The organism is Pedobacter sp. (assembly GCF_037719805.1).
Classification (GTDB): Bacteria; Bacteroidota; Bacteroidia; order Sphingobacteriales; family Sphingobacteriaceae; genus Pedobacter.
On record NZ_JBBJLZ010000003.1, the window covers coordinates 416,755 to 432,330 of the forward strand.

A 15,576-nucleotide genomic window follows, 5' to 3' on the forward strand; every position below is an offset into this window, starting at 1 on the left:
ACATCATGAATATTGTAAATATATTAACAGAAATAGAAAAAGTTGACGGGGAAATCTATGATAGATTGAGCCCAAGAAGGTCTGCAATGAAGGATTTTTTCAACGTGGGAAAAAAGATATCAATGGCAGCTTTACCATTGGCAATGGGATCAATGTTCAATAAGGCTTATGGACAGACATTACCAACTCCAGTTCAGGATGTACTTAAATTTGCCTTGGCGTTAGAATACCTGGAATATCACTTTTACAATCATGCGCTGCGAGCAGCCCCAGGCTTAGCCACTAACCTGGTTCCAGGTAATGCTGCCCATGGAGCTATAACAACGATCCGGGATCATGAGGACGCACATGTAAAGCTACTAGTTGCTGCATTAGGTGGAGCTGCCGGGACACCTTTAGCTTATGATAATTTTGATTTTACTGCCGGAGGAACCTTTGGAGATGTATATACTAATTACCAAACCTTCTTAAAGGTTGCATTGGCATTTGAAGATACTGGTGTTAGAGCTTATAAAGGCCAGGCCCCAGTATTGAAAGGCCTTTCTGTACTTACTACAGCGCTACAAATCCATTCTGTGGAAGCTCGTCACGCCTCACACTTACGTCAGATGGTTGCTGCGAATGTAACTGGTGCATCAGGTTTGAAACCTTGGATTAGTATAGGAGCTGGTGGGATATCTAATGATACTGGTGTATCACAGGTAGATCCGGTTTATGCTCGTGAAAACACGGTTACTCAGTTAGGCGTGTCTATTACAGGTATCGCTACAGGAGTTACGGCAGTCGCAGCTGCAGAGAGCTTTGATGAGTTCCTAACAAAAGCTGAAGTTGTAACTATTGCCAACTTGTTTATAAAACCTGCGTTTAGATTATCGTAATCGTTCTCAGGTTAAGTTCAATAAGGGAGGCGGCGCTTTACGCACCCTCCCTTATTTATGTATCTCAGTTACGCAAAACTTCACGATCGTGACATTACGCTTCGCCAAAGTATCCTTCTCTTAATAGGTGATGACCTGTTCCTCTAATTCAGCAGGCATTTCTCTATAATTGTATTGTTGACCTCTTAGCTGTGGTTCAAACCCGGCTTCTTTAATTGCATCCTGGATGCCTTTTGCCGTGAAACGGTGTGGTGCTCCAGCTGCAGAAACTACGTTCTCTTCAATCATGATAGATCCAAAGTCATTTGCTCCAGCATGTAAACACAATTCAGCAACGTTTTTCCCTACTGTTAGCCAGGAAGCTTGGATATTCTTAACATTTGGAAGCATGATTCTACTTAAGGCAAGCATCCTGATATATTCGTCGCCGGAGACGTTATTGCTGATTCCTCTTAACCTTTTTAAAAGGGTTCCGTCATCCTGAAATGGCCATGGAATAAAGGCTAAGAAGCCTTTTGCATGAGGAGGCTTTTCGCTTTGAACCTCTCTGATCCATACCAGGTGTTCAAACCGTTCTTCAATAGTTTCAACATGCCCGAACATCATGGTAGCTGAGGTAGTGATGTCCAGCTGGTGTGCAGCACGCATCACATCTAACCATTCCTGACCACCACATTTGCCTTTAGAGATTAACCTTCTTACCCTGTCGTTCAGGATCTCTGCACCTGCGCCAGGTAGTGAATCCATCCCTGCAGCTTTTAAAGCTGCAAGAACTTCCGTATGGCTCAATTTTTCCAGCTTTGCTACGTGTGCAATCTCCGGCGGACCTAATGCATGAAGTTTCAGATCAGGATATAGTTCTTTCAACTTGCTAAAAAGATCAGCGTAGAAAGTTAAGCCAAGATCAGGATGGTGACCGCCCTGTAATAACAGCTGATCGCCACCAAGTCTGAACGTTTCCTCTATCTTGACTTTGTAAGTCTCAATATCGGTGATGTAGCTATCTTCATGTCCTGGTCTCCGGAAGAAATTGCAAAACTTGCAGTTCGCAATACAAACATTAGTCGTATTTACGTTCCTGTCGATCTGCCAGGTGACCTTGCCGCTTGGCACTTGCTTTTTTCGAAGCTCATTTGCTACAAAAGCCAACTCAGCGGTTGATGCATTGTGATATAAAAAAACGCCTTCTTCTTTGGTTAAGAAGTCGAAATGCAAGGCCCTTTCTAATAATTCGGCAGTTTCCATAGGACAAATATACCATTACTTCTTTTCTTTTTATTTCACATGATTATCACAATTGCCCTTACCTTAATTTCCTATCTTTGCGCCATTATTACTAAAATATGGTAGATTTTAATCGTTTCACATTAGCCAACGGGCTTCGGGTCTTAGTTCACGAAGATGATACAACCCCCATGGCAGTGTTGAATATTTTATACGATGTTGGTGCACGTGATGAAGAGGCTGGTAAAACTGGTTTCGCGCACTTATTTGAGCACTTAATGTTTGGTGGATCAGTCAACATTCCAAGTTATGATGAGCCATTGCAAAGAGTAGGTGGTGAAAACAATGCCTTTACGAGTAACGACATCACCAATTATTACATCACACTCCCATCTGTCAATCTGGAAACTGCTTTTTGGCTGGAGAGTGATCGTATGCTATCCCTTGCTTTTTCAGAGAAAAGCTTGGAAACTCAACGTAATGTGGTGTGTGAGGAGTTTAAACAGCGTTACCTTAATCAACCCTATGGTGATGTCTGGCTTAAGTTGAGGCCATTGACCTATCAAAAACATCCGTATCAATGGGCCACCATCGGACAGGATTTGAAACAGATCGAAGAAGCTAAGATGGAGGATGTAAAAGCATTCTTCCATAAACATTACAATCCTCAGAATGCGATCATGGTAGTTGGCGGAAACGTCAAAACTGAAGAGGTCAAAGCATTGGCAGAAAAGTGGTTTGAGCCTATTCCGGCAGGAAATAAATACAATAGAAACTTACCTAAAGAAGAAACACAAATTGAAGCCAGACAGGAAACCGTTCATGCTTCAGTCCCTTTGAACGCTATATATATAGCCTTTAAAATGCCTGATAGGGCTAACTCTGAATATCAATGTTATGATTTAATGGCTGATATACTTTCGCAGGGACAATCCTCCAGATTATACAATAGTCTTTTAAAAGAACAACAGCTTTTTAGTGATATTCATGCCTATATCACCAGCAGTATTGATGAAGGCTTGTTTATTGTGGAAGGAAAAGTGCTGGAAGGTGTTTCTGTAGAAGAAGCTGAGGCAGCTGTATGGGAACAATTGTTTGAACTTACACAGGAAGAAGTTACAGCGGATGAGCTGACCAAAGTGAAAAACAAGTCTGAATCTATCATGGTGTTTGCTGAGATGAGCCTTTTGGATAAAGCGATGAACCTTGCCTATTACGAGCTTCTGGGCGATGCCGCGACCTTAAACACCGAGATTGACAAGTACCTGGAAGTTACGCCGCAGCGGATCTTAACAGCTGCTAAAGATACTTTCAAGAAACAAAAATCTTCTACCTTGTATTATTTAACTACACAAGATGCTTAATCGTACCCTGGCCCCGGAGTCAAAACAGGTTTCCGAGATAAATTTTTTAAGACCTATCGCTCAACACCTTGATAATGGTATCCCTGTTTTTACTGTTAACGCAGGACAACAGGAGCTGGTCCGCATAGAGTTCGTTTTCAGAAACGTCAACTGGGATGTGGCAAAACCACTTCAGGCACTTACGGTGAGCCATCTTATCAACAATGGAACACCTGAGCTATCTGCAAAGGAAATCGCTGAAAAGGTAGACTTTTATGGTGCTTTTTTGCAGACGGAATATGGTGCTGACCAGTGCACGGTAAAACTGTACTCGTTGAATAAGCACCTCGCCGAGGTTTTACCTATTCTCTATTCCATCTTAAACGCCAGTATATTCCCGGAAAAGGAACTTTCCATATTCATTCAAAATCAAAAGCAATCGTTATCGGTTAGCCTTCAGAAGAATGACTATTTAGCTAGAAAAGAGTTTGCAAATGCACTTTTTGGTGACACGCCCTATGGCTCAAATATTTCTGCTGAGCATTATGACGCCATTAAACAACAAGATCTTTTAGATTACTTTCATTCCGCGTACAAGCCTGAGAACTGTACGATCTTCGTCGCTGGGAAGTTTGAAGAGAAAGAGTTCGGTATTTTAAACGCGATTGTGGGTAAAGACTGGGCAAATAACGGGGCTTCCATAAACAATCACTTTGAATTCTCTTCAGCGATCGGTTCCGAGCTCCTGATTGAAAAACCAGAGGCCTTGCAGTCAGCGATCAGAATGGGAATGTTAACCATTAATAGAAGTCATGAAGACTTCGCTGGTCTACAGGTTTTGAACTGTGTTTTAGGGGGTTACTTTGGCTCCAGGTTAATGTCGAACATCAGGGAAGAAAAAGGCTATACCTATGGCATCGGCTCAGGAGTAGTTTCTTTGCTTCATACGGGCTACTTCTTTATCGCTACAGAAGTTGGGGCTGACGTGTGTCAGTCCGCTTTAAATGAAATTGACAAGGAAATCAACTTGTTAAAGACGGATATTGTTCCTGAAAAAGAGCTGGAACTGGTACGAAGCTACATGCTAGGTTCTTTATTGGGAAGTCTTGAAAATGCGTTTTCGCATGCGGATAAGTTTAAGAATCTGTACTTCTCCGGCTTGGATTACAGTTATTACGAACGCTACATCAATACGGTTAAAAGTATTGATTCAAATGACCTGAGAATGCTAGCGCATAAATACCTGGATTCAGATGACTTTACGAAGGTAGTTGCTGGTAGAAAGTAACGGGAGCTATTCGCCTTTAATCAGGATACCTTTGGATTTATCTGCCTGGTAAATTTTTTTCGAAAACACGACATACTCGTTGTACTTTTCAGGTGGATATTTTTTATTAGTGATCATTTTAGTACGCGTATACGTAATGGTATTTCCACTGGCAATCGCTTTCGCCGTATACTTTCCGAACTCCGACTCAATCGAAACATCCTTGGGTAAAAACTCTACTTTAAACCCTTTTGGAATAGTGTATACGATCTCATCTTCATCATTGTAGCTGTAATTGACAGAGAATCCTGTTTTGCGGTTCTCCACATTAGTGGCAGTTCCTCCCTGTCGGTTCAGCAGATTTAAGGTGAGAAACATCTTGTCACCTCCCTTGCTAAGGAGTTGAGAGGACTTCAGGCTGATCTTTTCCTCCATTACAGCCTCCTGCTTATTGGGCTGGTTATAACTCAGTTTATCAATTTCCATATTGGGAATTGTATAGCTGTTCATGACCCTTTTGCGCTGATCTAATGGCTCAATGACCATCATATCCATATTGTCCTCGTACTGTGCGCTGCCATATAGGGCAGTAATATTGATCAACGCAGATCCTTCTTCGTCAAGCAACACGTCCGTACGTCTCTTTAGGTAATTATTAGCTGGTGAATACTTAGGCGTTTGAGCAAGCTTTCCACCCGCTTCACCGATAAGCAATATTGTCCTATCAGAGTTTCCATTCCCAATAAAGCCCATGGGTACATACTGACTGGTGCATTCCAGCCAGGTGGTATCCTTTTCCATGGGGACACACAAAATCATATGGTTGGCTTGTGTTAAACTTGCAAATAGGGGATTAAGGGAAGGTCTGTCATTTCCTATCACTACCAGGTCAGACTTGATGTCCGCTGCGGCTAACAAGGCTTTCATATAGTTGGAAAGACCTTTACAATCACTATAATTTACGGTTGAAACTTTATCTGCGGAAATCGGGCGATAACCCCCGATGCCTAACTGAACACCAACATATCGGGTATTTGACTGCAGGAAGTTATATAAAATCTTTATTTTTTCCTTTTGGGTCTTTGCCTCCTTCACTAAATCCAGTACCCTCAATTTAGTAGCAGCTGGTAGTACTTGTAATCCGTTACTGAGTTCGAACAACCAGGTTCCAAGATTGCTCCAGTTCTCTATTCTCGCCTTGTAGCCGTCATATTCAAATTGGTTAGGCGCGAGTTTTAACCAAGGTGTAATGGCCGACAAGCCCGTGCTCATTGGCTCATATTCAACGGCAGGGATGTTTTTGCAGGACCATTTATAATTCATTTTGTCTTTAACCTTATTTGAATCTATTTGCAAACCTTCGCTCTTCAGATATTTAAAAGTCATGCCTTCTGGTATTTTGAAAATATAGCTGGACATTTCCACTGCGTATCCCCAGTTGGAGACGGGATTCCATGACGGATAAAATCGGATTCCGGTATAGTCTACACTATAGCTATATTCAATGGTGTAAGGGTAACTGGTGTGCAGCACTTCCAAAAACTTGATCCTATTGTCTTCGTACAATGACCCGTTTGAGATCGCGCTTCTATCCTTATAATCTGACGTTTTATACTCTCTGATCTTTATGCCTTTACCATCGTAAAGTGTTGCTTTCAAGTTCGAAACGCTAGAGAACTTATCGTAATATTCGCTCATATTACTTGCGCTTTCTCCATTTTTGTTCAGGATTGTAATCGCTGTTTTAAAGGTGTAAGATGCAGATCCCGGACTTTTGATATCGTAGGTTTGTTCTTCATTCCTAACCACGACTGAAGCGTTTAACAAGAGGTTTTCTGGAATTTTACCTATATCGTAAATGCTTTGCGCACTAACGCTTACAGTAATTGAGAAAAGGAAAATAAATAAGAGCGTAGGTTTCATGTTAAGATTTTTTAATGACTACTTGTTCCGCCTGCTTCCTGACGATATTTTTAAAAAGCTCCTTTAGGTCAAAGTACTCTTCAGGTGAGAATATCGATTTATTGATGCATATTCTACTGATCAGTCCGATCTTATTGTCTATCTGACTAAAAACGAATGAGAACGTAGCATCTTGATTGGGAAGTACTAGTTTTTCATTTTTTGGGGCCTTCTCTACCTTATAGTTTTTAGGCAGTTCTATGGTAATCCGATAGATCTCTTCCACAGGATATGCAAAATCAACAGGAAACTTCCGGTCTTCTAATAAGAATGGGTTTTCCTTGGTTTTCTCATAAAGCAACGGTGTAAAATAGGCTAAATCCCCAGCCTCTTCCACGTTGTCCTCAATCTCCACATCCATAGCCTCAGAAAGTGGTTCATAAGGGTTGTTTAAATTTAAAATCTCATAATTTTTTAGTACCAGGCCGGGTTTATCACCCTTGTAATCTTTTAGGAATTCAGCTTGATTTGTCGCCGACAAGTACTTGTTCCTTACTTTCATGGCTTCATAATCGGTCGAGGTAATGAACAATCGCCCTACCAGCTTGTTAGCTTCATCTAGTTTTAACAAATAGTTGAAGACCTTGCTGCTTGATTTCTTTCTCTCTGTGGAGATCCATTTGGTAGTTTCATTCGCCAGATCTAAGCAAAGGCCTTCATGATTGAGGTTGTTGTAGCCGATCATATCCACACAATGGTTCTTATCTGTTGCATCAAGCAGCAAATGTTTTTCACCAATCACGGCCTCAACAATAACCGAATTGAAGCCTGTGATCAAAGGCGTTCCAGGATGGGCGCCATTGTCCCTTGTGCTCATGAGTACTGGCGATACCTCTATTTTTGCGGCCCTCAGTAAAATCAGCAGGCACAAATTGATGTCAGCAGTGTTGCCAACTTTCTTCTCCAAGATTGTTTTAGGATTGGGTACAGAGGCATAGAATTCATCTTCCTTATTCCATTTGATGTTATTTTTCACGTACTCAAATACTTTTGTTACAATGGAATCCGGGTCAGTGGCTCCCTTCAAAATCACTTGGAGCAGTGTTTTCGTGAAAGCGCTTTTGTTTATAAATCCGCCGAACGTTTCCTCTTCTTTCAGTCTCTTTGCAATTTTGGGCCAGCTAGAGGTATAATCAGTAGAGGTCCCGTAATCATTATTTATAGATGCAAGTTCGAAGCTAACTTGTGTGACATAATCATTCATGGTAGTCGTGAAATTCTCCTTCCTTAATCCCGGAACATTTACTGCAGAATACCTGTAAAGCACTTCATCTGTTCCTTTTAGAGTCTCTGAAGTTATTTTCTCGTAACCCTTGGAGTTCACTTTATACTTAAATTCATTTGGGATAGCAAGCGTATAAGTCGAATAAAGTGTAGGTATAGGACGTTGAAAGGACCATGGCCTAAGCCTGAATATAAAATCCGTTTTGATGGTATATTTAAACTCAACTATACATCCTTCTTTAACATTTGCCAAAGCGAATTTTTTGATACTATAGTTTTTATCCTGCTTTTCAGTGAACTTGGCATCCTTACTTATTTTACTCACCACAATCTTCCCATTTTCAAGGTTGTAGGTCGCACCTTCCATCTGGGATACAAAAGTTGCCTCACCGTTTGCTCTATACGTCTGAAGTTCGAGATTTGCATAATCGTATCCCTGTTTATTAATGATCAGATATCTGGTGTGCCTTTCAACTACATAAGAAGTTTTATCTTGTGTATACTGAAAGTACCCCTTTCCGATATCGAATATCGCTATCGCGGATGCAGCTGAATCTGTGCCACTGAGTTTAAGGTCGAAATGGGCCGGGTCTATTATACCATACTTAAAGGGTGTTACTTTTCCCTCTTTTTGCCTTCCGAAGGCGGATAAGCAGATTAAAGTAATCGATACGGCAAACAGGGCAGAACGGAGCGTTTTGAGCATGAGATGGGGCGTTAATATTAGTTTGTTTGGTTGGTTATAACAATAATAAGCTTTATAATTGGATGTGTATGGTTTTGACTCTTTAATATTAGTGTAATCTTTCCCACGCCTACAGTCTATCTTCTGAACCTTATTGTGTAATCAGGTTTAGAATCGTATCTTTGCCTCGCAAATAGTAACTCCTAAATTATTTGCTATGCAACTCGATCCCAATAAATTTATTGCAGAAGGACTGACTTACGATGACGTATTGTTAGTACCTGCCTACTCTGAAGTTTTACCGCGTGATGTTGACACCGGAAGCTACCTGACCAGGAAAATCCGCATCAATGTCCCTATAATTTCTGCAGCTATGGATACCGTAACCGAAGCAGGCTTAGCGATTGCCATTGCCCAGGCTGGGGGTATTGGTATGCTCCATAAGAACATGTCCATTGAGCGTCAGGCTGAGCAAGTTCGCAAGGTAAAGCGCTCTGAAAGCGGCATGATCCAGGATCCGGTAACGTTAAGTGCTACAGCGAAGGTTGCGGACGCTTTTCAAATCATGAAAGACTTTAAAATTGGGGGAATACCTGTAATTGACGCTGATTATAAACTGGTAGGAATCATCACCAACAGAGATCTTCGTTTTCAAAAAGACATGCAACGTCCGGTTTCTGAGGTGATGACCAAAGAAAACCTGATCACTGCAGCAGAAGGTACGACCCTTTTACAGGCAGAAGAAATTTTGCAGGACTACAAAATAGAAAAGCTTCCTGTCGTCGACAATGACGGTCGCCTTGCCGGTCTGATCACTTTTAAAGACATTCAAAAATATAAAAACTACCCGAAAGCTTGTAAAGATGAGCGTGGAAGACTGCGTGTCGGAGCCGCTGTTGGTGTTGCTGCCGATAATATAGACCGTGTTGCTGCACTTGTAGAGGCAGGAGTTGACGTAGTCACAGTTGATACTGCACACGGGCATTCGAAGGGGGTTATTGATATGGTGAAAGCCATTAAGGCAAGATTCCCGGACTTGCAAGTAATTGCCGGCAACATCGCTACAGCTGATGGTGCAAGAGCTTTAGCCGAAGCAGGTGCTGATGCAGTTAAAGTTGGAATTGGTCCGGGCTCTATCTGTACCACCAGAATTATTGCCGGCGTTGGTGTACCACAATTATATGCGGTTTTTGAATGTGCCCAGGCGTTAATCGGCACAGGAATTCCGGTCATCGCAGATGGTGGTATCAAACAAACGGGTGATATTGTAAAAGCGATCGCGGCAGGAGCAAGCTGTATTATGGCTGGATCGCTATTCGCAGGAGTAGAGGAATCACCAGGTGAAACTATCATTTATGAAGGACGAAAGTTTAAGTCTTACCGTGGTATGGGTTCCGTTGAAGCAATGCAACTGGGCTCTAAAGACCGTTATTTTCAAGATGAAGAAGACGTTGTTACCAAATTGGTTCCGGAAGGAATTGTAGGTCGCGTACCTTATAAAGGAACGTTAGCGGAGGTTATTTACCAGTACATTGGTGGTTTAAGAGCAGGTATGCACTATTGTGGAGCGGCGACGATCGATGATCTTCAAAAGGCCAAGTTTGTTCGCATTACTGCTGCAGGTATGAGAGAAAGTCACCCGCATGATATTTCCATCACTAAAGAAGCCCCAAATTATTCACGTTAAAATTCATTAAGCATGAGATCAGTATGTGTTTATTGCGGTTCTAATTTCAATGGCGATCCTATACTAAGGGCCGCCATTGAAGATTTAGCGCAAGTAATGACCGACCAGGATATTACTTTAGTATATGGCGGCGGCAGTGTTGGCGTCATGGGCGTTATTGCGGACGAAGTTCTGAAACGCAATGGAAAAGTAACTGGCGTGATTCCTAAATTCCTGCAGGACAAGGAGGTAGGTCACCGGTCTTTAACGCAAATGATTGTTACCGATAATATGCATGAGCGCAAAAAGGCAATGGCAGATCTTTCAGATGGCTTTATTGTATTGCCCGGTGGTTTTGGAACTTTGGAAGAGTTTTTTGAAGTGCTAACCTGGCTGCAGCTTGGTCTTCATGGTAAGGCTGTGGGTGTACTAAATGTGGGTGGGTTTTATGATCCACTCTTTGCGCAAATGGACATGATGGTGGAGCATCGGTTTTTAAAGCCGGCAAACCGTGCGCTTGTTTTCAATGAGTCGGACGCGTCTGTACTGATTGACAAGATGAATAAATTTGATGCTGTACCGGACGAAGTTTGGTTTAAAGACCGAAACCTCACTTAATAAACCAGCATTCTTTGGGGACTAAAGAAATTCTCCCGGGCGTATTTCCCAGGTCCATGGTTTTTTAAACGTTGCAAATGTTCGGGGTTTGAGGCCTGTAAGCGCATGTTCTTCTGTTTGGTTTGCGGTATCGTGATTGGTTGTTTTCCCGATGGTCACTTTCCTTTTATGGTTTAGAAAATCATATTCGTTCTTTATCATTTGGTCTGATCCATCCTGAAAAGACAGATTTACAGCATTGATTAACTGCCAGGCGCCTCCAATGTGCTTGAACGCATAACTTAGTTTCCATTGCCATCCTGAACCACCTTCGTAATTTAAGACAAGCGTGTTTGCTTTTATGGCCATTGGTCTCAGAGGATCCCCCAGTGCGCCTCCTTCTTCAGATCGTAGAATGAAATTGTTATTCTGTAGGGCGAGTTTGTAATTCTTTCCTTGTTTAAAATAGATAGCGAGCATACGTGGTTTTTGCAGTTCCTTGACAATCTCTGTGTCATTATCACCATATGCACGGCTTTCTTTTACCGCCGCATAGAACTCTAATACCAGAGCCATATCTTCTGATTTATCATTATTTAAATCTCCTTTTATGGAATCAATAACTTTCCACTGAGCAGGCAAGAGCGACTTTATAGTTCTGCCTTGTTCAGGTGCGGAAGGGTATTTGAAGGATTGAGCCGGAGCAAGCTTTGGGATTAGGAGAAGGAGAAGGAGGCAGTTTACTTTCATAGATATGCCTAGACAACGAGCTAGGGGTAGAAAAAGTATAGGTATGATGATTTTGGGACATAAAAAAAGCCGGACAAGTCCGGCTTTACTGGGGTATATATCAATTGGGATTATTGTATGATTTTACCGTCTTTGTCAATTTTCAATTGACCTTCTTCTGCTTCTTTTTTAACGTTTATTAAATAATAAGACGTTTTATCTGGATTAGTGATCAAGAAAGCTGCAGTAGGTGTCCAGACTTTTACTGGTTCCGATGCAAGGGTGGCTTTTACTGAATCAGGTAGATCTTTCAACTCAACCGGTGTTTTAGTGGTACTGTCTTGGGTAACCGCAACTGTGTATGTATTTGCTTTGATCTCGTTTGCGTTTACTGTAGTGAATCCTGCTAATGCTAAAAATGCTGCTGATAAAATGATCTTTTTCATAATTTTTATTTTAGTGATTTAATTAAGTAATTGATCTCAATTACGATGAAGCTATACTTCATAATGGTGCCAGTAGACCATATTTGTGGTACTGGGCTCATTTACAGTCTATTGTAATTTTACGTGTATAGAAAGAGTGTAGAGCTTCTCCCCAGAGCGTTGATGAACTAAGCGGTTTTAGGTGCTACGAGACGGGGGCGAATACGATATGGCTAAAGCAAACAACTTCTCTCTCACTCCACGAAATACCTTACCTTTAAAATATGAAAATTGGAATGATTGGTTTGGGAGATATGGGTTGCTTATATGCCATATCCTTTGCGAAAGCAGGTTACCAGGTTTACGGCTGTGATTTACCCCAACAATTAGAAGTGCTCAGAGAAAAACTTGAACCATTTGATATCGAACTAATAGAAGACGGCAAAGAAGTCTCCAGACAATGCGATGTGATCTTCTATTCTGTAGAAGCAGAAAAGATAGCTGATGTAGTCAGGCAGTACGGTTCTTCCACAAAATACGGCGCAATAGTGGCTGGTCAGACTTCCGTAAAGCATCCTGAGATAGAAGCGATGGAAAAATACCTTCCAAAGGATGTTCACATTATCCCTTGTCACTCTTTGCATGGTCCGGTTATCGATACCACTGGCCAGAAGCTGATCGTCATTCCGCACCGTACTTCAGATGAAGCTTACCAACGAATGCTGGGTGTTCTTGCAACATTAAAATCGGAGATTGTAGAGATTTCTGATTACCACTATCATGATAAAATAGTTGCCGATACACAGGCAGTGACTCATTTCGGCTTTGAGAGTATGGGTACTGCATGGAAGGAAGCAGGGTTCTTCCCGTGGGAAAATGATTCCTATAACGGAGGGATTGACAACATTAAAATTTTGACTACTCTGAGGATTTTTAGTAGCAAGGCACATATCTATGCGGGTTTGGCCATCTTAAATCCTTATGCCTCTGCTCAAGTGCGGCAATATGCGCAATCGGAATCTGAACTATTTAAACTGATGATTAAAGAAGAGGCAGCAGCGTTCAAAGCTCGCTTATATAAAGCCCGCGATTTCGTATTTGATAAGCAAAATAAGCAGATTATGCTGAGTAACGAGATTATTCAGGAGTTTTCACTTGCTACGGATTCGGGCTTAAGAAAACCAAATTCCCACTTGAGTTTGTTGAGTATGGTTGATGCGTGGTGCCAACTTGGGATCAATCCATATCACAACTTAATATGCGAAACGCCTCCCTTTAAATTGAGACTGGGAATTGCGGAATTGCTGTTTCAAAACGATGACCTGCTGGAAGAGTCCATTGAGACTGCACTTTATGATAAAAGCATCCGTGCCGACGACCTTGAATTCCACTCTGCTGTGAGGGAATGGTCTTCCTTGATTGGTTACGGCGATATGAATGGTTACAAGCAGCATTTTGATGCCACAAAACTGTTTTTCAAGGACAAGCTGAATCATGGCAAGTTGCAAAGTACGGAGCTCATCAGGAGATTAGATCTTGCTTAGCTCACGGGAGATACCGTTCTGAACAATCGTTTGAAATGATCAGCTACTGCTTCAAACTTTTCAATCTGATCTTCATTCCATAAGTTCAGCATGGGATCGATATCAGCCATCAGGTGCCTGTAATACTCAATACCATTGTCCATTTGCTGCTGGAATTTATTGATATATTTTGCCTTCTTTTCACTAAACTCTAATACAAGACCTTCCGCTTCCTTTTTTAAATAATCAACATAGAGGGTGAACTCTTTGGTAAATAGGTTTGGCCTGTCTTTTCCGGCCAATACGTCGCTGCGGCCGTAAATATGATCAATCATTTGCTTCAGGGTGTACTGTTTATCGAAATACACCAGGTTTGGTCCCGGACAAATACTCACTGCCGTATTTTCCCTTGGCTTTAACAAATCATATTTCTTGTAAGCTGAGGTACATAAGCCTACGCATAAACACACTTTCTCTGTCACCAGATCAATCTTGTTTTTCAGAAGAGCCGGGTTTAATTCTGTTTCACTGAGCTGTTTGATCTTAAGGGTTTGATACTTTCTAGAGGCAGTACAAATAGGCTCGGTAGTAAATTCCGTGTTGGTGCATAGATATTTCTTTGTACAGGGACTTCCTGGTTTACCATTGTCAATGCGCTGTTGCCGTTGTATTTCTGCTGAACTCTTTTTAAAGTTGTTGAACAGTACACCCAAAGGGGATGCATTGCTTATAACAAAGTCTTCTTCGTCAGCGTTTTGCAGATCATTGAGCGTATCGCGGTCTACATTAGTTGCCTCAGGGACCAGGAGAAAGGGGCTGCCCCACCCGGCGGCATCAAGCTCGTAATAATTTAGCAGAAAGCGATGCTCCTCTGCGGTGCCTATTCCACCTTGCACTGTGATTTTATGGTGTAGATTTATAGGGCAGTGTATTGCATTTTTTGCTAGTCGGGCGGCGCTATAGAGTCGAAGTAACTCTGCATGCATCGCTTTTCGATTGTCCTTAAACTCTTGCAGGATGGGACCAATAAGGAAACCTTCTGTGGCAAAAGCGTGTCCGCCACAATTTAATCCTGACTCAATTCTAAATTCTGATACCCACAAGCCTTTCTTAGCCAGCACTTTTGCCTGAATTAGTCCCGAACGATAGTCGCTCACTTTCAAAATGATTTGTTTGTTGAAAGTTCCGTCCTGGGACGGTTGGAAATCAGGGAACTGTTCTAAATAAGAGAACAGTCTTGGGTTTAATCCGGCGGAGATCACAATGGATGAGTTTAACTTGCTATCTGCAAATCCTCTTAATGCTGCAAGCGCATCGGTGTTTTCATCACCCAGGTAAGCACCTTTCAGGTAGTTTGCCTTGTCGACTTTAGACATGATGTTTACATCAATATTCCCTGCGACAATGCTGCTACGTAGTTTTTCTTCTAACACGATTTTCTCATAGCTTGCAGGCATACTTAGCATCAGATGGTAAGAATTTTTAAGGGCAGCGTGTTCTGGTAGCAAGTCAAAGTACTTGCTTAGATCCGTTTCTGGCTCGAAACTCTGAAGCTTAAGGGCAGAGATCTGCTCATCAACCAGCTCGGATAATAAGTTTAGGTATGCTGTGATTCGTTTCGCCCTGGCATCAGGCTCTGTCTTTAAGATTGCCTGATAAGGCTCTTTATGAATTTCACAGATGTGCTGCCTCATTCTTTCGATCAGTTCATCATCCACAATTGAAACGACCGACGAAATGCCGAAGCGTGCAACTTTTAAAGGGGTATCTATGGAGTAGCCTAAGCCCAGTACTGGGATGTGGAAGGTATGATTCATGATTATTGATTTAGCTTTCGTTAGCAAAGTAGTGGAGAAAAGAGGGGTAAAAATGTGACGGTGGTCATGTTTTTTTCGTGATCTAAGTTTCAATTTTGCAGGGGTAAGAGTGGGGGCGAGGGATGGCAACGCACGTCATGCAACGCACGTTATGTCGGCGGACGCCGGTACCTCGGTGTCGATGCAATGGTAGTTCAAGGTGCTGAAATAAATTCAGCATGACGATGTTAACTGAC

At 41.9% G+C, this 15,576-nt stretch carries 12 protein-coding genes; 6 read left to right on the forward strand and 6 right to left on the reverse strand.

What is annotated here, in order from left to right:
* The first annotated feature begins 5 nt into the window (after nt 1-5).
* Nucleotides 6-878, forward strand: coding sequence for a ferritin-like domain-containing protein (locus WKF66_RS11555; protein ID WP_489674607.1), 873 nt, complete (start codon nt 6-8; stop codon nt 876-878).
* A 120-nt stretch (nt 879-998) separates the two neighbouring features.
* Here WKF66_RS11555 and WKF66_RS11560 read toward each other — a convergent pair whose 3' ends face one another.
* Nucleotides 999-2,123, reverse strand: coding sequence for a CofH family radical SAM protein (locus WKF66_RS11560; protein ID WP_489674608.1), 1,125 nt, complete (start codon nt 2,121-2,123; stop codon nt 999-1,001).
* A gap of 98 nt (nt 2,124-2,221) precedes the next feature.
* Here WKF66_RS11560 and WKF66_RS11565 point away from each other — a divergent pair, with 98 nt between their 5' ends.
* Together WKF66_RS11565 and WKF66_RS11570 are read left to right on the forward strand one after the other, a co-directional pair.
* Nucleotides 2,222-3,466, forward strand: coding sequence for a M16 family metallopeptidase (locus tag WKF66_RS11565; RefSeq protein ID WP_489674609.1), 1,245 nt, complete (start codon nt 2,222-2,224; stop codon nt 3,464-3,466).
* A complete protein-coding gene (locus tag WKF66_RS11570; RefSeq protein WP_489674610.1) occupies nt 3,459-4,733 on the forward strand; it encodes a M16 family metallopeptidase in 1,275 nt (424 codons plus the stop codon). The genes WKF66_RS11565 and WKF66_RS11570 overlap by 8 nt, the downstream gene beginning before the upstream one ends.
* A gap of 6 nt (nt 4,734-4,739) precedes the next feature.
* Here the strand turns inward: WKF66_RS11570 and WKF66_RS11575 are convergent, their stop codons facing one another.
* Both WKF66_RS11575 and WKF66_RS11580 read right to left on the reverse strand, forming a co-directional pair.
* A complete protein-coding gene (locus WKF66_RS11575; protein ID WP_489674611.1) occupies nt 4,740-6,635 on the reverse strand; it encodes a DUF3857 domain-containing protein in 1,896 nt (631 codons plus the stop codon).
* A gap of 1 nt (nt 6,636) precedes the next feature.
* Complete coding sequence (locus WKF66_RS11580) at nt 6,637-8,604, reverse strand: DUF3858 domain-containing protein (RefSeq protein ID WP_489674612.1); 1,968 nt, start codon at nt 8,602-8,604, stop codon at nt 6,637-6,639.
* A gap of 196 nt (nt 8,605-8,800) precedes the next feature.
* Between WKF66_RS11580 and guaB the strand changes: the two genes are divergently transcribed.
* The gene (gene guaB, locus WKF66_RS11585; protein WP_489674613.1) at nt 8,801-10,270 is read left to right on the forward strand and encodes an IMP dehydrogenase; all 1,470 of its coding nucleotides are present in this window, start codon (nt 8,801-8,803) and stop codon (nt 10,268-10,270) included.
* Between the two features lie 12 nt (nt 10,271-10,282).
* Nucleotides 10,283-10,867: an LOG family protein gene (locus WKF66_RS11590; RefSeq protein WP_489674614.1), complete on the forward strand. Its 585-nt coding sequence runs from the start codon at nt 10,283-10,285 to the stop codon at nt 10,865-10,867.
* A gap of 21 nt (nt 10,868-10,888) precedes the next feature.
* On the opposite strand, the gene WKF66_RS11595 is transcribed toward WKF66_RS11590, so the two are convergent.
* The gene (locus WKF66_RS11595; protein WP_489674615.1) at nt 10,889-11,596 is read right to left on the reverse strand and encodes a hypothetical protein; all 708 of its coding nucleotides are present in this window, start codon (nt 11,594-11,596) and stop codon (nt 10,889-10,891) included.
* Nucleotides 11,597-11,706: 110 nt separating this feature from the next.
* Nucleotides 11,707-12,021 carry a hypothetical protein gene (locus WKF66_RS11600; RefSeq protein WP_489674616.1) on the reverse strand — a complete coding sequence of 105 codons (315 nt, stop codon included), beginning with the start codon at nt 12,019-12,021 and terminating at the stop codon, nt 11,707-11,709.
* A 263-nt stretch (nt 12,022-12,284) separates the two neighbouring features.
* On the opposite strand from WKF66_RS11600, the gene WKF66_RS11605 reads away from it, so the two are divergent.
* Nucleotides 12,285-13,544: a prephenate dehydrogenase/arogenate dehydrogenase family protein gene (locus WKF66_RS11605; RefSeq protein ID WP_489674617.1), complete on the forward strand. Its 1,260-nt coding sequence runs from the start codon at nt 12,285-12,287 to the stop codon at nt 13,542-13,544.
* Here the strand turns inward: WKF66_RS11605 and WKF66_RS11610 are convergent.
* Nucleotides 13,541-15,340: a hypothetical protein gene (locus WKF66_RS11610; RefSeq protein ID WP_489674618.1), complete on the reverse strand. Its 1,800-nt coding sequence runs from the start codon at nt 15,338-15,340 to the stop codon at nt 13,541-13,543. The two genes, WKF66_RS11605 and WKF66_RS11610, sit on opposite strands and share 4 nt — an antisense overlap.
* Nucleotides 15,341-15,576 lie beyond the last annotated feature (236 nt).